The 17201-nt window shown below is 43.0% G+C and carries 20 protein-coding genes; 14 read left to right on the top strand and 6 right to left on the bottom strand.

Features of this window, described 5'->3' with window-relative positions:
- Positions 1-402 (bottom strand): (deoxy)nucleoside triphosphate pyrophosphohydrolase, encoded by a 402-nt coding sequence (locus tag ACH6CZ_RS06830; protein ID WP_374096680.1) that lies wholly within the window; start codon positions 400-402, stop codon positions 1-3.
- 120 nt (positions 403-522) lie between these two features.
- Here ACH6CZ_RS06830 and ACH6CZ_RS06835 point away from each other — a divergent pair, with 120 nt between their 5' ends.
- Entirely contained in the window at positions 523-999 is a 477-nt protein-coding gene (locus ACH6CZ_RS06835) for a hypothetical protein (protein WP_374096681.1), read from the top strand.
- Between the two features lie 16 nt (positions 1000-1015).
- Positions 1016-1405, top strand: coding sequence for a VOC family protein (locus ACH6CZ_RS06840; protein WP_374096682.1), 390 nt, complete (start codon positions 1016-1018; stop codon positions 1403-1405).
- A 46-nt stretch (positions 1406-1451) separates the two neighbouring features.
- Here ACH6CZ_RS06840 and ACH6CZ_RS06845 read toward each other — a convergent pair whose 3' ends face one another.
- Genes ACH6CZ_RS06845 through ACH6CZ_RS06855 form a run of 3 tightly spaced genes read right to left on the bottom strand, consistent with a single transcriptional unit; the run spans position 1452 to position 3149 of the window.
- On the bottom strand, positions 1452-2207 hold the full coding sequence (locus tag ACH6CZ_RS06845) for an alpha/beta hydrolase (RefSeq protein ID WP_374096683.1): 756 nt from the start codon (positions 2205-2207) through the stop codon (positions 1452-1454).
- 25 nt (positions 2208-2232) lie between these two features.
- A complete protein-coding gene (locus ACH6CZ_RS06850; protein ID WP_374096684.1) occupies positions 2233-2538 on the bottom strand; it encodes a nucleotide pyrophosphohydrolase in 306 nt (101 codons plus the stop codon).
- A gap of 47 nt (positions 2539-2585) precedes the next feature.
- Positions 2586-3149 (bottom strand): sugar O-acetyltransferase, encoded by a 564-nt coding sequence (locus tag ACH6CZ_RS06855; protein ID WP_374096685.1) that lies wholly within the window; start codon positions 3147-3149, stop codon positions 2586-2588.
- A gap of 140 nt (positions 3150-3289) precedes the next feature.
- Between ACH6CZ_RS06855 and ACH6CZ_RS06860 the strand changes: the two genes are divergently transcribed.
- The 9 genes from ACH6CZ_RS06860 (at position 3290) to ACH6CZ_RS06900 (ending at position 12387) form a co-directional block, all read left to right on the top strand.
- Positions 3290-4357: a M42 family metallopeptidase gene (locus ACH6CZ_RS06860; protein ID WP_374096686.1), complete on the top strand. Its 1068-nt coding sequence runs from the start codon at positions 3290-3292 to the stop codon at positions 4355-4357.
- Positions 4358-4738: 381 nt separating this feature from the next.
- Positions 4739-5890 carry an MFS transporter gene (locus ACH6CZ_RS06865; RefSeq protein WP_374096687.1) on the top strand — a complete coding sequence of 384 codons (1152 nt, stop codon included), beginning with the start codon at positions 4739-4741 and terminating at the stop codon, positions 5888-5890.
- A gap of 158 nt (positions 5891-6048) precedes the next feature.
- Entirely contained in the window at positions 6049-7038 is a 990-nt protein-coding gene (locus ACH6CZ_RS06870; protein WP_374096688.1) for an ABC transporter substrate-binding protein, read from the top strand.
- A gap of 62 nt (positions 7039-7100) precedes the next feature.
- Positions 7101-8105, top strand: a complete 1005-nt coding sequence (locus ACH6CZ_RS06875; RefSeq protein WP_374096689.1) for a FecCD family ABC transporter permease — start codon at positions 7101-7103, stop codon at positions 8103-8105.
- The gene (locus ACH6CZ_RS06880) at positions 8102-9136 is read left to right on the top strand and encodes a FecCD family ABC transporter permease (RefSeq protein WP_374096690.1); all 1035 of its coding nucleotides are present in this window, start codon (positions 8102-8104) and stop codon (positions 9134-9136) included. The genes ACH6CZ_RS06875 and ACH6CZ_RS06880 overlap by 4 nt, the downstream gene beginning before the upstream one ends.
- Positions 9137-9172: 36 nt before the next feature.
- On the top strand, positions 9173-9820 hold the full coding sequence (locus ACH6CZ_RS06885; protein ID WP_374096691.1) for an IucA/IucC family C-terminal-domain containing protein: 648 nt from the start codon (positions 9173-9175) through the stop codon (positions 9818-9820).
- A 111-nt stretch (positions 9821-9931) separates the two neighbouring features.
- Positions 9932-10435: a hypothetical protein gene (locus tag ACH6CZ_RS06890; RefSeq protein ID WP_374096692.1), complete on the top strand. Its 504-nt coding sequence runs from the start codon at positions 9932-9934 to the stop codon at positions 10433-10435.
- A gap of 33 nt (positions 10436-10468) precedes the next feature.
- A complete protein-coding gene (locus ACH6CZ_RS06895) occupies positions 10469-10651 on the top strand; it encodes a hypothetical protein (RefSeq protein WP_374096693.1) in 183 nt (60 codons plus the stop codon).
- A 149-nt stretch (positions 10652-10800) separates the two neighbouring features.
- Positions 10801-12387: a malate:quinone oxidoreductase gene (locus ACH6CZ_RS06900; RefSeq protein ID WP_374096694.1), complete on the top strand. Its 1587-nt coding sequence runs from the start codon at positions 10801-10803 to the stop codon at positions 12385-12387.
- Between the two features lie 248 nt (positions 12388-12635).
- Here ACH6CZ_RS06900 and ACH6CZ_RS06905 read toward each other — a convergent pair whose 3' ends face one another.
- On the bottom strand, positions 12636-13529 hold the full coding sequence (locus tag ACH6CZ_RS06905; protein WP_374096695.1) for a fructose bisphosphate aldolase: 894 nt from the start codon (positions 13527-13529) through the stop codon (positions 12636-12638).
- Between the two features lie 131 nt (positions 13530-13660).
- Positions 13661-14503, bottom strand: a complete 843-nt coding sequence (locus tag ACH6CZ_RS06910) for an aldo/keto reductase (RefSeq protein WP_374096696.1) — start codon at positions 14501-14503, stop codon at positions 13661-13663.
- A gap of 371 nt (positions 14504-14874) precedes the next feature.
- On the opposite strand from ACH6CZ_RS06910, the gene ACH6CZ_RS06915 reads away from it, so the two are divergent.
- From ACH6CZ_RS06915 to ACH6CZ_RS06925, 3 genes are all read left to right on the top strand, one after another.
- Complete coding sequence (locus ACH6CZ_RS06915; RefSeq protein WP_374096697.1) at positions 14875-15564, top strand: hypothetical protein; 690 nt, start codon at positions 14875-14877, stop codon at positions 15562-15564.
- 86 nt (positions 15565-15650) lie between these two features.
- Positions 15651-16562, top strand: coding sequence for an HD domain-containing phosphohydrolase (locus ACH6CZ_RS06920; RefSeq protein ID WP_374096698.1), 912 nt, complete (start codon positions 15651-15653; stop codon positions 16560-16562).
- 161 nt (positions 16563-16723) lie between these two features.
- Positions 16724-17176 (top strand): GNAT family N-acetyltransferase, encoded by a 453-nt coding sequence (locus tag ACH6CZ_RS06925; RefSeq protein WP_374096699.1) that lies wholly within the window; start codon positions 16724-16726, stop codon positions 17174-17176.
- The last annotated feature ends 25 nt before the right edge of the window (positions 17177-17201 follow it).

Here is a 17201-nt window from a genome sequence, read left to right on the forward strand (position 1 = left end):
TTATACGTTCACCTGATTCATCACATCTTTAACTGCAGGAATATCAGCTGGTGCCCACACCAGTGATTCAAGGTGTTCACGTGGCATCCAGATTAACTTAGCGTGCTCTGTTGCTACAGGTACTCCTTTTACAAGTTCAGCTTTTAGTGAAATTAGCTCAATAATAAATGACTCATATTCATGTGTGTTTTTATTGATAACATCATAAGCTTTAATCTCGCATTCTAGTTCTTCAGCAATTTCTCTTTTAAGTGCCTCCTGTAAGTTTTCTCCTTCTTCAACTTTTCCGCCGGGAAACTCCCACATGTTCGGGATTGCCATATTGTGAGCACGTAAAGCACATAGTATCTCGTTGTTTTCATTTTCAATTACAGCGGCAACGACTTTTACTTTCTTTTTCATACTGACAACTCCTAACCCATATATTCATAAATTCATTTTAACATAGCGCACAGGTCATTAATTCCCAATCCATTCCTGTTATAATGAAAGCAATGATCTATCAAAAAAGGAGCCCATAACATGAAATCCCTCATCTCCTATCTCAAACAAAGAAGATTTCGCAACAAATTCATCAATACATTATATGAATTTCATAATCTATTACTATCAAACATAAATGAAAAAAAGATCAAAAAAGCGCAGAAGCAGAATAAGCCGATTGAGCCGCATGTGCTGACGATGATCAGAACAGCCCGGATTGTGTCAAAGGTGCAGAAGATTTCCGGCACGCGGGACGGGGCAGAGCTGCTTGCGAATCTGCTGTATTCTGAAACGATTCTGATGAGGCAGGTGCTTCAGGCGAAAAAGGATGGACTGTCGATCAGAAATGAGACGATTCAGGAGTCAATTGAGGAAATCGCGATTGGTTTTGAGAAAACGGTCGATCATTTTTATGAGCTGCGTACTGAGGGCATGAGAGAGGAAATGATGATCAGTCGTGAGCTGAGGGCGCAGCGGGAACGGATGACAGCCCACAAAAGATTAGATCATAAGTGAAAAGGGGAACAGTTTGATGTTGCATCATGTTGAACTATACGTATCAGACTTAAAAAAATCCACTGAATTCTGGGGCTGGCTGCTTGAGGAGCTTGGCTATGAATTGTATCAGGAGTGGGAGAGCGGGAGGAGCTGGAAGTACGGGGAGACGTACCTGGTGTTTGTGCAGACAGAAGACGCGTATCTGGACGTTCCTTATCATCGCAAGCGCACCGGATTGAATCACTTGGCTTTTCACGCAGATTCACGCGAGCATGTGGATGAGCTGACGGAGCAATTGAAGGCTAAGGGCGTCCGGGTTTTATATGAAGACCGGCATCCTTTTGCAGGCGGAGAAGATTACTATGCAGTATTTATGGAAGACCCGGACCGAATAAAAGTTGAAATCGTAGCGCCGAAAAATTGAAATATAAGTAGTAATCCCCTGTCTGCTTCAGACAGGGGATTACGATTCACAGCCACTCCAGTACCCGCGGAATCTTCATATCCCAATAAGCCCAGTTATGATCACCCGGCTCTTCTTCATAAGTCAGATTAAGGCTGTGCTCTTCAGCAAGCTTTTTAAAACGAATATTATCCTCATAAAGAAAATCTTCAGTCCCACACGCCTGAAACAGCCTTGGTAGCTCACCTTCAGCCGTCGTCATTAAATGAAACAAGTCGTTTTCCGTTCCATCAAGCATGGCATGATCGCCAAAAGCATTGTCATACTTACGGTCCTTCCGCACGCGGTCTGCCATATCAAGAGCGCCTGACAGGGAAGCTGCTGCCGCAAACTTTTCAGGCTTGCGCAGTGCAAGCTTAAACGCACCATATCCACCCATTGAAAGGCCTGCAGCAAAAGTGTCTTCTCTTTTAGTGGAAACGGGAAATGTCGCTTCTATAAAAGCGGGTAATTCTTCGCTAATATACGTCCAGTAGTTGTGACCATGCTTCATATCAGTATAAGCACTCAGGTCCGCACTCGGCATCACCACAGCAATTCCTTTTTCATTCGCATAACGTTCAATCGAAGACCAGCGCATCCAGCAGGAGTAGTCATCTGAGGCACCGTGCAAAAGATAAAGTACCGGGAATTTTGTGCTGCCGTACGAATATGTATCACCTTCTGATAAAGCTTTCTGATCTACGCTGATTGGCAACACAACATTCACAGCTGTCTGGATGCCCAGGGCTGCTGAAGAAAGGTTGATTTCAAATAAAGGCATTGTGATCGTTCCTCCCTGGTAAAAGCTACTTTTTAACCGGATACTTGATTCCGTTTTTCTTAATCTTTTCCCTGATAATCTCTTCAACATCCAGCTCAAGCACACTGCTGAGTGTAAGTGCATAGATCAATACATCCGCAATTTCATCTTTAATGTTCTCGATGTTTTGTTCAATCGCCTGCTCACTGCTTTTCCACTGGAAGTCCTCTAGCAGTTCAGAAGCTTCAATAGACAGAGAGATCGCTAAATCTTTTGGGTTATGAGCCTTTCCCCAGTTTCTTTCTTCACGGAAGTCATTAATAGATTGAATGATTTCATCGATTTGAGTCAACTTTGTCAGTCCTTTTCTCTTAATACTATCATATCGGCAACATGTTTCTATTTTACATCAATTTCCTTAATCACCCGCGCAGGATTGCCCCCAACCACCACATTTGCCGGAACATCCTTCGTTACAACAGCACCTGAAGCAATCACTGCATTATCACCAACCGTAATCCCGGGATTAATCACTGCATTGCCGCCAATCCAGACGTTATGTCCAAATGTAATCGGCTTGGCATACTCTCTTCCTGAATTTCTTTCAACCGGATCAAGTGGGTGAGTGGCTGTATAGATCTGAACGCCCGGCGCAAGCATACAGTTATCACCAAAGCGAACCTCACATACATCTAAAATCGTACAGTCAAAATTAGCGAAAAAATTTTCTCCGACGTGCGTATTGTAACCATAATCAAAGCGGATATTTGGCTCCATATAGACGTGACTGCCAGTTGAACCAAGAAGTTCTTTCAGCATTTCAACACGCTGCGCCCCTTCAGCTTCAGTCGTCAGGTTAAATAGTCGGACCTTCCTTCTTGCTTCTTCACGCTCTTTCATTAACACCGGGTCTGCAGGATCGTACATGTCACCTGCGAGCATTTTTTGTTTTTCAGTTTTCATTTAAGTCACCTTTTCTTGATAGCATTTCTTTTAGTTTCTCATTTTGGGGGTTGAGTGGCTAGTGCGATCTCCTATAAATCTTTCGCTTATCTAAATAAAAAGGTATAATACACCATAACAAACACAAAGGAGGAATCAGCATGCAGCAGCTTTTAGAACAGTTAACAGCCTTGCACGGCCCATGCGGCCATGAGCAGCCGGTCAGTAAATGGGTAAGGGATACAGTAAAAACACTGGCAGACGAGGTGAAGGTGGATTCGCTTGGTAATGTGATAGCAACGAAGAAGGGAACGAAGCCCGGTCCTGTGATGGTGATGACTGCTCATATGGATGAGGTCGGATTTATTGTGAAAAAGGTTGAAGAGAACGGTCTGCTTCGTTTTGAAAAGCTTGGGGAAAACGATGACCGTCTGCTGTTAACGCAAAAGGTACAACTGCGCACACGCACCGGGCTTTTAACTGGTGTAATTGGCAGTATTTCTGCACACTATTCAAAGTTTGATGACGCCGCAAAAGTACGTAATCATCGTCAGCTATACATAGATATCGGCGCAAAAAGCAAAGCACATGCGATTGAACTTGGTGTGGAAGTCGGAACGCCTGTTACGTGGAAGCCGGATATGGAGTTTTTGGGAAATGAAACGACAGGACGTTTTGTCGGCAAAGGTTTCGATGACCGAGCAGGCTGTGCGGTGCTGATTCAGACTTTGCAGGAATTGCAGAATGAACGTTTTGCCGGGACGCTTACAGCCGTTTTCACAGTTCAGGAGGAGGTAGGCTTACGCGGCGCACAGGTAGCTGCCAGACAAGTAGAGGCAGACGTAGCGATTGCCCTTGATACAACAGCAGTGAGTGATACACCTGAAGAAACCATGGATGCATCACTTGCACTCGGTGCCGGCACAGGCATTAAAGTTCTCGATTTCAGCCTGATTTCACACCCGGCTGTAAAAGAGAAGCTGATTCAATTGGCAAAAGAACAAAAAATCACCTACCAGCTTGAAGTTTTCCCGGGCATCGGAACAGATGGCGGGGCAATGAGCTTAACTAACTATGGTACTCCTACTGGTGTCCTGTCGATTCCTTCACGTTATGCGCATTCACCGGTTGAAGTGATTGATATGGAGGATTTGACTGCCACAAAGGAATTGCTGAAGGCGTTTGTTTTGGATTTGAGTGAGGAGAGTGGGTTTGAATTTATTGATTGATGGGTTTTATTAGGCGGCACACTGGGGTCAGAGTTAAGTGGTTCACTTTTAGAATCACTCTAAAAGTGGAGCAGTCAATTTGATGTGATCATGTTACTATTCGCCCTCGCTACTTTTTTAAAAATAAGGCTTTGAACAAGACGGGTACTGATTTACGCTCCAATCATTTCAACGATACTGACCATGTAATTAATCATAGAATCACTGTAATATTAAAAAGTCTGAATGTTTTGTCATTACTGGTATAATAGAAAGTAGTACTCACATTTAAAAGGAGGCACACTATATATGAACACACTACCGCGTCCACCCAGTTAAATAACAGCACGTGATCCGCCAGTCAGCCCTTCTCGCCATATTAAGAGAGGAGGCAACTGAGCGATGCACGCAAAACGGAATATAAAGGTTTTATATGTAATCAGTTTTTTCTTTTCATTAATCCCTGCCTATGTCATTGAACGATTGTTCTGGGAAATGCGCGGGATGTCAGTGCTTGATGTGGTACTGACCGAGATTATTTTTGGTTCAGTTATGCTGTTGCTCGAGGTACCATCAGGTGTTTTGGCTGACCGGATCGGACGAAAACCGCTGATTATAACGGGCGTTTTATTCGAGGGTTTGATGTTTGCCATTCTGATAACAGCAGATTCATTCTGGGAGTTCGGACTGGCAGTTGCATTTGCCGCGGCAGGCGCAGCGTTATTAAGCGGAGCTGAAAACGCCCTGTTATACGATTCGCTGGCAGCGGTTCATCAGGAAGAGCGCTTTGATGGGCATATTGGCAGACTGCAGGCAGTCAGAATGGTGTCATTGTTTATTGCCGCTATGTCAGGAAGCTTTTTAGCAGCGCGTGTGCCACTTGAGGTCAATTACTGGCTGTCACTAAGCAGTACACTCATCGCTTTTTTACTGACGCTTTTGTTAAAAGATGTCGAACAAAAAGGTGAAGAACCAGAGTATGCCATATCAGATCAGATCATTGAAGCGGTCAGGTTTTTCAAAAGGCAGCCTGCTTTAGTATACGTTCTATTTTTAGGAATCTCTGTCGGGCTTGCTGCTGGTTTTGTTGAAGAGTTCTGGCAGCTTTATCTTGTAGATGCAGGGATCAGTGTTTCATTCTTCGGTTTGTTTTATGGTGTCATCCTGATCGCACAAATACCAGGTGCGCTGGCTGCCCATTCTCTGAGAAACAGGTTTGACCGTGAAATACTGTTGAAAGGTGTGATCCTCATAGGGGCGTCTGCACTGACTCTATCAGCACTTCAGGTGAATTGGATAGGTGCTTTAGCCATCATCCTCTTTTTACTCGCTGCAGGCATGACAGAGCCATTAATCATGGGTGCTCTTCACGAAAAAGCAGACAGCAGGATCAGAGTCACCCTTGAATCATTCCAATCGCTCGTTTTCAATGCCGTACTGATTAGTGCAGGAATGGGGTTTGGCTACATCGCCACCAGTTTTACCCTTGCATCAGGCTTTCTGTTTCTTGCGGTTTTTAGTGTAGCTCCTATTTTGAGTAAATTAAAAAATTGATTAAAAAAGCAGTCTTCGGGCTGCTTTTTTCTATGGCAACACAGCTATGCTAAAAAGTACAATTGAAAATATTTCTCAATTAGCTATTGATAATGGTTTTCATTTATAATACAATCATATTGCAAATGAAAATCATTATCACTAAAGGAGATTGAAAAATGAATAAAAAGTTATTGTTATTGATTGTTGCATGTCTGGTTTCTGCTTTCGTACTGGCAGCTTGTGGCGGCAGTGAGGAAGAATCAACGGATGCAACTGAATCAGATAATGGCACTGCTTCAGAAGAAACGGAGTCTGAAGGCGGAGCGATTGAAGTTGAGCATGCAATGGGTACGACTACTTTAGAAGAAAAGCCGGAGCGTGTTGTATCACTTTATCAGGGAGCGACTGATACTGTGCTTGAGTTCGATGTAACGCCAGTTGGTGTTGTTGAATCATGGGTACAGGTACCAATGTATGATTACATAAAGGAAGATCTTCAGGATGTTACTTATGTGGGGCAGGAAACACAGCCTAACCTTGAAGAGATCGCTGCTTTAGAGCCGGATGTGATTTTTGCTTCTCAGATCCGTCACGAAGAGATTTATGAGCAGCTTTCTGAAATTGCACCAACGATTGTAAATGAAACGATTTATGATTTTAAAGAAACAACAAACCTGATTGGACAGGCTCTTGGAGAAGAAGAGAAGGCTGAGACGCTTCTATCTGACTGGGAAAGCCGTATTGCTGACTTCCAGGAAAAAATTAATGGTGATGAAAACTGGCTGATGAGTGCGGCTGTACTGAATTATCGTGCAGATCACGCGCGTATTTATGTAACTGGTTTTGCAGGTTCAATTCTTCAGGAAGCAGGTTTCCAGGAGCCAATCGAACTTCAGGGTGAAAATGAAGAAATCGTGATGTTAAATGATAAAGAAGCAATTCCGCAAATGAATGCAGATGTATTCTTCCAGTTCATGGAGGATACACCGGATGTGCAGAAGACATTTGAAGAGTGGACGGCTCACCCGCTTTATCAAAATCTTGAAGCTGTGAAGAACGACAATGTATTTACAGTAGATGAAGTTGCATGGAACATGGCTGGCGGTTTGCAGGCTGCAAACCTGATGCTTGATGATATGTACGAATATTTTGAGCTTGAGCAATAAGAATTGAGTGAAGGGGGAGGCATATTGCGTCCCCTTTTTCTCATGAAAGAAGAGGCGTTAAAATGTTACGTTCTACTATGTTAAAAATCACCGGTTTAATCAGCTTAATCGGAGCAGTTGTGCTTCTGTTTCTGACAAGTCTGGCAGTTGGACAGACTGCAATTCCTCTGTCAGAAACGTGGGAAGCGATTGTCAGCTATGACCCGAATAATACAAACCATCTGATTATTGGTACCTCACGGCTTTCCAGAGGACTGATTTCATTAGTGATTGGTATGAACCTCGCACTGGCAGGGGTTTTTGTACAGGCGTTAACTAGAAACCCGCTGGCCGCGCCTGACCTGCTTGGTATCAATGCAGGGGCCATTTTCTTTATTGTTTTTGCCATTACCTGGCTTGAAGTCTCTTCACTTTCAGGCTACATGTGGTTTGCGTTTCTCGGTGCTGCCATTGCCGGAGGAACTGTATTTTTCCTTGGGAGTCTTGGGCGTGATGGGCTTACACCCATTAAGGTGATTCTTGCAGGCGTTGCGCTCTCAGCACTGTTTGTATCATTTACTCAGGGAATGCTTGTGTTAGATGAACAATCGATTCAAACGGTTCTATTCTGGATCTCAGGGTCTGTTGCCGGGCGTGATCTCGACATGCTGTTATCCGTGTTGCCTTTTCTACTTGGTGCGCTGGTCATCAGTCTCTTTATGGCCCGTCCGATGGGTATTTTTTCATCAGGAGACGATGTAGCAAAAGGACTTGGTCAAAAAGTGTGGCTGACAAAGCTTGTCATGGGGATGCTGGTCATTATTCTTGCAGGCGGATCCGTTGCAGTTGTCGGCTCAGTCGGATTCATCGGTCTGATTGTGCCTCATATGGCTAAAAGTCTCGTTGGGAACGATTACCGCTGGATCCTTCCTTACAGCGGCCTTCTAGGTGCTGCTGTCTTACTTACATCAGATATTATTGCCCGGGTCATCATTGCACCGCAGGAAGTACCAATTGGTGTGATGACGGCTTTTATAGGCGGACCTTTCTTTATTTATCTTGCTAGAAAAGGAGTGTCGAAAAAATGAAACAATGGACATTCCGATTATTTAACGACCATGTATCAATTCAGCTTTCAGCACGCTGGCTGATTGTAACAGGCATCTGGTTACTGGCAGTTGTATCAGTCTTTTTATTAAGTCTCTCATCAGGAAGCAACTGGATTCCACTTACTGAAGTATTTATGCAGATCACAGGACAGATTGACCAGCATTCGTTTGTCGTAGAAACGCTCCGTTTACCGCGTGCGCTGATGGCGATCTTAGTTGGAGCGGCACTTGGTGTGGCAGGCTTGATCTTACAGAGTCTGGTCAGAAATCCGCTCGCTGCACCTGATATTATTGGGATCACAAGTGGTGCATCCCTTGGTGCTGTTACATTTATTTCTTTTGGTGCAGGGGTTATCAGTATGCAGTATCTGCCGCTTGCAGCAATTGGAGGAGGCTTGCTGGCTGCGCTTTTGATTTACCTGATCTCATGGAATAAAGGGGTCACCCCAATCAGGCTTGTGCTAATTGGGGTCGGATTATCCGCGATCATGAAGGCATGTGTGACGTTTATGCTGGTAATGGGTGATACGGCGACTACCACACAGTCCTACATATGGCTGACTGGCAGTATTTACGCAGCTTCCTGGAGTGAGGTCACTTCAATGATTTGGTGGCTGCTCATCCCGATTCCGTTTCTGATCGTATTTGGAAGAGGACTGAACGTAACAGAGCTGGGAGAAGATTTTTCTGTCAGTGTCGGAATACGTGTACAGCTCCAGCAATTTATCTTTTTAATGTGCAGTGTGATGCTCGCAGGAACGGCAGCCGCTTTTGCCGGGGGCATTGAGTTTGTCGGACTGATGGCGCCTCATATCGCAAGACGTCTCGTTCACCGCTCATTCCCGGGACTCGCTGTATTAACTGCTTTGATCGGTGCATTCCTTGTTCTTATTGCAGATCTTGTGGCACGTACAGTGTTTCTGCCGCTTGATATCCCGGCCGGCGTATTCACAGCTGCAATTGGCGCACCATTCTTCCTGTATCTGCTGTTTCGCTACCGGAATCAGTGATTCGACTACTTCATTTCTTTAAAAAGGAGACAGATCATGGACTTAGAACAATATCGGATTGAAAAACAACACGGCAGAGAAGGTGTACCGATTAAACAACTTGAGCATCCAGATGTCATCGCTGAAGTCGTTGGACGCTATGCCCGCGTTAGTGATATCAAGCTTGAATCAACTGCAGCTTCTTTAGTGATAAAAAGGTATGCCGTTATGACTGCAGCAGCAGCGCTTGAATATTACGGTCTTTATAAAGGAAATAAAAACTGGCTGAAGGACGCAGCATTTCACTTTGATCATTTTGTCTTAATTGAAGGTGATCAGTACCATGAAATGGATCAGGACTGGAAAACAGCTGTTTTCGCTGAACACCTGACGCCGATGGTTCAGCATTTCTCTAAAACCTGTAAAATTCCACAAAAGATTCTATGGGAAAACATCGCCGTACGCATGCAGTCAGTATTCCGTAAGAAAGCTGCTGAGTACCCTCAGGAACAACTTGAGTTACTATTTAACGAAATGACTGATCCGCATGCCACATGGACAGGAGTTGAAACAAACCCTTTCGCAAAATATCTACAGCGGCCTGAAAGCTGGGATATCGTGCCTGTCAGAGAAACCTGCTGTAGGCTGTATCAGATTAAAGAAGGGCAGGAGCAGCCGTATTGCGGGAATTGTCCTTTGAGGTGATGTGCACTGTGGGGAGGGAGGTTAAAGTGTCATCTCATGACACTTTAACCTCCCTCCCCACTTTTTGATATAATTGCCTAAAATCCTGTACTTAAGTAAAGGAGATGTCTCATGTTTGAAAACATAAAAAAAAGCATGGAAGACCAGCGATTTAGATCAACATTTGTCCAGACGTTACAGACGTTTGAAAAAACTTTGAGAAACGGTGTAGGGGAAACGAAGGTAAGAAAAATCATGAAGAAAAAGCTCAATCCTGACGCGATGACCGGCATGATTGTGCGCACGGTTGAGATGGCTTCAGAAATTAAAGGGATGGCTGCCAATAAGGAGTCTATTGAAACTTATGCCAACCTTTTATACGCCGAAACGATTTTAATGCAAAAGGTAAATAAAGCTACCCAGCAGGATAAAATTCCGATAACCCACCATACGCTGATTGAAGCGATTGATGAAGTGAATAGAGGATTTGAAAAAGCGATCGATCAGTATGTGAAGCTGAAAACGTCTGATGTAGAGGATGAACTGGTCATTACGCGTGAACTGAGAGGGCAGCGTGAGCGGTTAAAGAAAGAAATAGAAAGGCAACGAAGTACAGGAACAGAGAAAATCGAGTAGCATGGTCGTAATTGAGTGACAGAGGTGTTTGACATGGAGAAATTTCTATTCATATTTGGTCTCCTGGTGTTTGCAGGAGGCTTTATTTTTTTCGTGATGAATTTTATATCAGGATATGAATCTGTCGTATTCCTTATATCACTGGTCGTGATGCTGAATGCAGCGATTGCAATTGGTGTGGCAGAAATTCTCGGCATGTTAAAACAGCCTGGTTGAATAAAAGCAGGTGTGGACTGTGGGGACGGAGGTGAAAGTGCCATCTCATGATATTTTCACCTCCGTCCCCAACATGTGCATAAACAAATAAAGATTTGAAAGCAATCTTCAAAATGATACAATATTAATATGTAGAAATAGTTCGAAAAATGTTAATTATGCTTTTCAATCAAATCTTAGCATACAAAAGGACGGTAAAAATGAGTAACAAACATATTAAATCAGACGTTATCTTAATTGGCGCCGGTATTATGAGTGCGACGCTTGGGTCTTTGCTGAAGGAACTGGCTCCGGATTGGAATATAAAAGCTTTTGAACGCCTCGGCAGTGCAGGGGAAGAGAGTTCGAATGAGTGGAATAATGCAGGAACAGGGCATTCCTCTTTATGTGAATTGAATTATACGAATGAATTGCCTGATGGGACGATTGATGTAGCGAAAGCGAATAAGGTGAATGAAGAGTTTCAGGTTTCTAAGCAGTTTTGGGCACATTTAGTGAACAGCGGCCTGATTAAAAACCCGAAAGAATTTATTATGGCGCTTCCTCATATGAGCCTGGTTCATGGCGAGAAAGATGTGAATTTTTTAAAGAACCGATTTAAAGCGCTTTCAGATAATCTGCTGTTTGCGGGTATGGAGTACTCGGATGATCCTGAGAAGTTAAAGGAATGGATTCCGCTGATCATGGAAAATCGCCAGGTGGATCAGCCGATCGCAGCGACAAAGATTGATGCAGGAACGGATGTGAACTTTGGCGCGCTGACGCGTAAATTGTTCACTCATTTAGCTGATGAAGGTGTATCCGTAAACTATAAGCATCAGGTTGATGATATGAAGCGTACTGAAGATGGGGAATGGGAACTTAAGATCCGTGACCTTGAAAATGATCGTCTAGAGTACCATAAGACGAAATTTGTCTTTATTGGTGCCGGTGGTGGAAGCCTTCACCTGCTTCAAAAGTCAGGTATTCCTGAAAGTAAGAATGTCGGTGGCTTCCCGGTAAGCGGACTGTTCATGGTGTGTAAAAAGCCTGAAGTTGTTGAGAAGCATTATGCAAAAGTGTACGGGAAAGCACCGGTTGGCGCACCGCCAATGTCTGTACCGCACCTCGATACACGCCTGATTGAAGGGGAAGAATCATTATTCTTTGGACCATTCGCAGGCTTTTCGCCGAAGTTCCTGAAAACAGGTTCCAATATGGATCTGATCACTTCAGTGAAGCCGGACAACCTGACAACGATGGTGGCAGCAGGCATGAAGAATATGCCGCTGACAAAGTATCTGATTGAACAGGTGCTTCAGTCAAAGGAACAGCGTATGGAAGCATTGCGTGAATTTGTACCGAATGCAAAGAGTGAAGACTGGGAGCTTGTGGTTGCCGGACAGCGTGTTCAGGTCATTAAGGATACAAAACAGGGTGGCAAAGGGACGCTTCAATTTGGAACTGAAGTCATCAGTGGCGCAAACGGATCAATCGCTGCATTGCTTGGCGCGTCGCCGGGTGCTTCTACCTCAGTGTCCGTGATGCTCGATGTACTGAATCGCTGTTTCCCTGAGGAAATGAAGAGCTGGGAGCCGAAGATCAAGGAGATGATTCCTTCTTACGGAAAAAACCTGCTTGATGATCCGGATCTGATTAAGGAAATTAATGAAACGACTTCTGAGGCGCTCGGTTTGGTGAATGCCGGTGCTGTCATTGCGGAAGATCCGATTAAAGAAGAGACAACAACTGTATAATTTGACGATATGCCGCAGGCTTTTGAGTCTGCGGCGTTTTTATTTTGTGGTGGTAAAGGTTCGTAGTATTATTGCGGTGGTTCTTAGAATAGACGTGCGTGTTTTCAGAAAGACCATGATGGTTCTTAGAAAAAGTGGTGGTGTTCGTAGGAACGCATTCATCCTTCGTAGAAAAGTGTCATTTGATCTATCCCGCAACCATCAAAAAACTGCCTGGAGCATCCGGTGCTCCAGCCAGTATCCACAAATTATTTTTTATTCACTGATGCATCATAAATCGTATTAATGGCGTCCTGTAGACCCGCATCAAACTGTTCCTGAGTCTGTCCATGGCGCAGATCTGATGCAAGCGCGCGTGAGAAGCTGGCGATTAAGCCATCGTTTTCGCGGAGTTTTTCATTTGCCTCGTCACGGGAGTAACCGCCTGACAGTGCTACTACACGTACGACGCGCGGATGGTCAACGAGTTCTTTAAAAAAGTTCGCTTTTGTTGGAATCGAAAGCTTCAGCATAACGTTCTGATCTTCAGAAAGTTGATCCAGATGCTGTAGAATTTCATCCTTCATCATCGTTTCGCATTGTTCTTTATCTTTACTGTGAATATTTACTTCCGGCTCAATGATCGGCACAAGTCCTGCTGCAATAATCTGTTTACCGACTTCAAATTGCTGGTCAATGACTTCTTTAATGCCATGCTCATTCGGTTCATTGATCACTGAGCGCATTTTTGTACCAAAAATGTTTCTTTCATTTGCACGGCGCAGCGTTTCATCCAGGTCAGTAATCGGCTTCATCAGCTGAACGCCGTCTTTTTCATCGGCAAGCCCTTTATCTACTTTTAAAAACGGCACAACGCCTTTTTCTTCCCATAAATAATCACCTGTATATTTACCTTCAATATCGCGATCCATTGTTTGCTCAAACAGGATTGCACCAAGGATTTTGTCGGATGTAAAAGCAGGAGAAGTAATGATTCTTGTGCGCATTTCATGGACCATGTCGAACATTTCATCTTCATTTGAATAAGCACTTTCTTCGACCCCATAAGCTTTCAGTGCCTTAGGCGTACTGCCACCACTTTGATCGAGTGCTGCGATAAAACCTTTTCCATTCCTGACCTTGTCAAATTGCTCTTGATTCATTTTCTCCACTCCTTTGATATGTAATTTTTCTACCACCTATACTGTTCCCTTTTTAATAGATGATCTAACATGAAATTCAAGAAAATTTTTCCTTGGAAACTAAAAAGGTCAGCGCATGCTGACCTTTCAAATCAAAATTCTTCGTATTCACGCGGGTCCTGATTGGCAATTCTGCCATCTTCACGTGTGAGGCCGTTAATCTTTTTCACTTCTTCATCTGATAGTTCAAAATCAAATAGTGCCAGATTTTCGCGTTGCCTGTGGACATTTGAGGATCTTGGAAGTGAAATGGTATCAAGCTGATAGATCCATCTGAGAACAACTTGGCCAACCGATTTGTGATGCTGATTTGCGATATTTTGAAGTGTTTCATCGTTCAGGACGCTGCCTGCTCTTTCAAGCGGGCTCCAGGCCTGAGTGAGGATATCATGCTGGTTGTTATATGTGCGCTGCTCTTCCTGTGAAAAATAAGGGTGCAATTCAATTTGATTCACCACTGGTTTAACGCCAGTTTCTTTTTCGAGTCGCTCAAGATGCTCCGGCATGAAATTGCATACACCAATCGACCGGACCCATCCTTTTTCCTGTGCAGTGATCAGCGCTTTCCATGCTTCTACATATTTGTCCTGCTTCGGGTTAGGCCAGTGAAGCAGGAAGAGATCCCAGTAATTAAGGTTCGCACGGTACAGTGACTCCTGGATCATTTCAAGCGCACGGTCGTAGTCATAATATTGTGCGCGCAGTTTGGATGTAAGAAATAATTCATCTCTGGCAATGCCTGAGCGTTTCACAGCTTCACCCAGCGTGCCTTCATTATCATAGCGGATTGCAGAATCAAACAGACGGTAACCATTTTTAATTGCTGCTGTGATTGATTCAACTCCCTGCTCTCCTTTTAATGTATACGTGCCAAGGCCGGTAGCAGGAATGTTATGTCCATCATGCATAGTCCATACAGGTATAGTTGTCATCATAATCTCCTTCACATTTTTTAAAGGGTTTTCCCTTTCACATTCGATGTAAACATATTGAAAATGAGAAAAGCTTTTATCCTTTATTGATAAAATCGAAGAAATGAGCTTTAAGATGAAAAAATATGCAGCAGTACTATCATCTTATTGAGCGAAAACAAGCTTGTGTTTATGTACGGAGGCTTTTATAGTTACAATACAGATAAAGTGTATAAATATACAATAATGTTCGAAATTTTTTAAAAATAATAGCCTTATTGTCTTAGTGACTGTATAATAAAAGGGGGATAAAGTAGAGGTAATATTGGTCTAGATATTATTTCGAAAAAGAATTAGATTGATGCATTGCAATTAAATGGATAGGAGATGTGGGGATGAAAAAATTAACAACTGTATTATTTGGTCTTGTATTATTGTTTAGTCTCGCAACACCGGCATTTGCATCTGGTGATCCATCACTTTCAGCGGCATTAGAAAAAGTTGAACTCGCAAACGATGAGATTTATTCTGAGATTGATCATGGTGTGTCAGCTGTAGATACTTTGCAAAAGGATTACTTTAATAAAATCAGTAAAATTGAAGAAGTAGCACATATTTTAACATTGAAGAGGGAAAAGACAAATATTCTGATCGCGCTTGAAGCATCCGGACAGACAGATGAAAAGTTGAACGCTGCGCTTGCAGAAAAAGAAGCTGAGCTTGATGCTGCACATGTATTACTTTCAGTTAAGACAGAAAAATTGAAAGATCAGGCAGCGACATTTGCTGAAAATGCACTGAAAGCAGGAGGAAAGGGTCAGGCTGTTCAGCAGCAAAAAGCTGATGAGGCACTTGCGGCTTATGATCGGGTTCAGTCATATTTTACGTTGACTGATGAATATGAAGCTGAACGTGATGCAATTATCCAGTACGTTTATGATGTCACACTGACGTTAACTGAACAGGGAATTCAGGAAGCGGCTGAAAATGGATTACATGCTGAATGCAGCTGGATTCATGTACGCTTTGGTGATGTGAGAGAGTGGATTGACCCAATTGAGATTGTTGGTGGCGGCACTAAATAAGTGAAAGTCATTTCTTAAGTCACATAAAATAAAACGAGTTCTCCGGAGCTCGTTTTATTTTGAATAGGAGGAGGTCAGGTAACTAAATGAGAGGGTTTCATATTTCAAAAGCTAATCAGTATCTTGACCAGGCTGACTATGAATATACAAAGATAAATTTATTAGTTCATGCTCCTAATATGGAAATTATGCAACACGAAATACAAGAGGATAGAATGTTTTATATTTATCCTGGTGATCATCCAGACACATTAGAATTTTATTATGTGTTATCGGGAAAGCTTAGGTGTGAAGACTATCTTGGCGAAAAAGTTGAGCTCAATCCAGGTGATTATATTTATTCACAAGGACTGAATGAGCCTGTGCATTTTAAGACGCTGGAAGATGTAAAAATGCTGATTTTTTCGAATGAAGAATCGTTTCATCATATTAGCGATAAGCTCAAATCGTTAAGGGATGTAGCTATAAAGGTTGAGGCTAAAGATCGCTATACAGCTAAACACAGTCAACGGGTAGCTGAATATTCGGTCAGTATTGCCAGAAAAATGAAAATGGATACAGCTCATTTGAAAAAATTAACACGAGCTGCTTTTCTGCATGATATCGGCAAGGTCAACGTGCCTAAAGAAATCCTCAACAAACCCGAAAAACTAACAGATGAAGAGTATGAAATTATTAAAAAACATCCCGCAGATGGCGCAGCTATGGTGGCACAGACTTATTATAAAGACCTTGCGCCAATCATCCATCAGCATCATGAACGCCTTGATGGTTCCGGGTATCCGGATGGACTGAAGGGTGATGAGATTCTAATTGAGGCGAAAATTATCGCAGTCAGTGATACTTTCGATGCTCTAACAGAAGACAGGGTTTACCGGAAGGCATGGACTGCTGAAAGCGCGCTGGAAGAAATTAAGGCGCATAAAGGTGATTTATATGATGAGAGAGTCGTTGAGTTATTTGAGCAAGTGTTGCGTGAGGAAGGAAAAATAGATTGACACTTTTCTGATGATGACGTAAAGTAAACGTTGCGATGAGCTCGTTTGCATAAGACGTTCGGATGTTATCACGTTGTGGAGCGTGGTCCGGCGCCGCAAATTTTGAGGAACCCCCTGGTCTTAGGATCAGGGGGTTTATTTTATATCTGGAGGTATTAAATATGAATTTAAAAGCCGTACCGTTTGAAGAGAGGTATCATTATATTGACTGGCTGCTTTTAGCTGATGACAGTAAAGATGCGATTCTGTCATATATCGATTTTGGTGATTTATACGCGATACATATTGAAGACAAATTAGCTGGAGTCATACTTTTGATTCCGCTGAGTGAACAGGCTGTAGAACTGAAAAATATTGCGTTAGCGGATGATCATCGCGGAAAGGGAGTAGGAAAAGCGGCAATTGAAGCTGCGGCGAAATTATATAAGGATAATGGTTTTGAGCAGATGAATGTTGGGACTGCAAACTCCAGTATTGAAAATCTTGTCTTTTATCAAAAAGCAGGGTTTCGTATGTTTTCGATTATAAAAGATTATTTTGCGGACTATGATCCTCCGTTCTATGAGCATGGAATTCGCGGAATTGACCTGATCATGTTTGAACGTCATTTATAAAAAACCGGCCGGGAATGATCCCGAA

The sequence above is a fragment of the Jeotgalibacillus sp. JSM ZJ347 genome (assembly GCF_044383825.1).
Lineage (GTDB): Bacteria > Bacillota > Bacilli > Bacillales > Jeotgalibacillaceae > Jeotgalibacillus.

Excerpts from the sequence above, each read along its gene's own strand:
- ACH6CZ_RS06830 (WP_374096680.1), bottom strand. The coding sequence starts at position 402 with ATGAAAAAGAAAGTAAAAGTCGTTGCCGCTGTAATTGAAAATGAAAAC.
- ACH6CZ_RS06835 (WP_374096681.1), top strand. The coding sequence starts at position 523 with ATGAAATCCCTCATCTCCTATCTCAAACAAAGAAGATTTCGCAACAAA.
- ACH6CZ_RS06840 (WP_374096682.1), top strand. The coding sequence starts at position 1,016 with ATGTTGCATCATGTTGAACTATACGTATCAGACTTAAAAAAATCCACT.
- ACH6CZ_RS06845 (WP_374096683.1), bottom strand. The coding sequence starts at position 2,207 with ATGCCTTTATTTGAAATCAACCTTTCTTCAGCAGCCCTGGGCATCCAG.
- ACH6CZ_RS06855 (WP_374096685.1), bottom strand. The coding sequence starts at position 3,149 with ATGAAAACTGAAAAACAAAAAATGCTCGCAGGTGACATGTACGATCCT.
- ACH6CZ_RS06860 (WP_374096686.1), top strand. The coding sequence starts at position 3,290 with ATGCAGCAGCTTTTAGAACAGTTAACAGCCTTGCACGGCCCATGCGGC.
- ACH6CZ_RS06865 (WP_374096687.1), top strand. The coding sequence starts at position 4,739 with ATGCACGCAAAACGGAATATAAAGGTTTTATATGTAATCAGTTTTTTC.
- ACH6CZ_RS06870 (WP_374096688.1), top strand. The coding sequence starts at position 6,049 with ATGAATAAAAAGTTATTGTTATTGATTGTTGCATGTCTGGTTTCTGCT.
- ACH6CZ_RS06875 (WP_374096689.1), top strand. The coding sequence starts at position 7,101 with ATGTTACGTTCTACTATGTTAAAAATCACCGGTTTAATCAGCTTAATC.
- ACH6CZ_RS06880 (WP_374096690.1), top strand. The coding sequence starts at position 8,102 with ATGAAACAATGGACATTCCGATTATTTAACGACCATGTATCAATTCAG.
- ACH6CZ_RS06885 (WP_374096691.1), top strand. The coding sequence starts at position 9,173 with ATGGACTTAGAACAATATCGGATTGAAAAACAACACGGCAGAGAAGGT.
- ACH6CZ_RS06890 (WP_374096692.1), top strand. The coding sequence starts at position 9,932 with ATGTTTGAAAACATAAAAAAAAGCATGGAAGACCAGCGATTTAGATCA.
- ACH6CZ_RS06895 (WP_374096693.1), top strand. The coding sequence starts at position 10,469 with ATGGAGAAATTTCTATTCATATTTGGTCTCCTGGTGTTTGCAGGAGGC.
- ACH6CZ_RS06900 (WP_374096694.1), top strand. The coding sequence starts at position 10,801 with ATGTTAATTATGCTTTTCAATCAAATCTTAGCATACAAAAGGACGGTA.
- ACH6CZ_RS06905 (WP_374096695.1), bottom strand. The coding sequence starts at position 13,529 with ATGAATCAAGAGCAATTTGACAAGGTCAGGAATGGAAAAGGTTTTATC.
- ACH6CZ_RS06910 (WP_374096696.1), bottom strand. The coding sequence starts at position 14,503 with ATGATGACAACTATACCTGTATGGACTATGCATGATGGACATAACATT.
- ACH6CZ_RS06915 (WP_374096697.1), top strand. The coding sequence starts at position 14,875 with ATGAAAAAATTAACAACTGTATTATTTGGTCTTGTATTATTGTTTAGT.
- ACH6CZ_RS06920 (WP_374096698.1), top strand. The coding sequence starts at position 15,651 with ATGAGAGGGTTTCATATTTCAAAAGCTAATCAGTATCTTGACCAGGCT.
- ACH6CZ_RS06925 (WP_374096699.1), top strand. The coding sequence starts at position 16,724 with ATGAATTTAAAAGCCGTACCGTTTGAAGAGAGGTATCATTATATTGAC.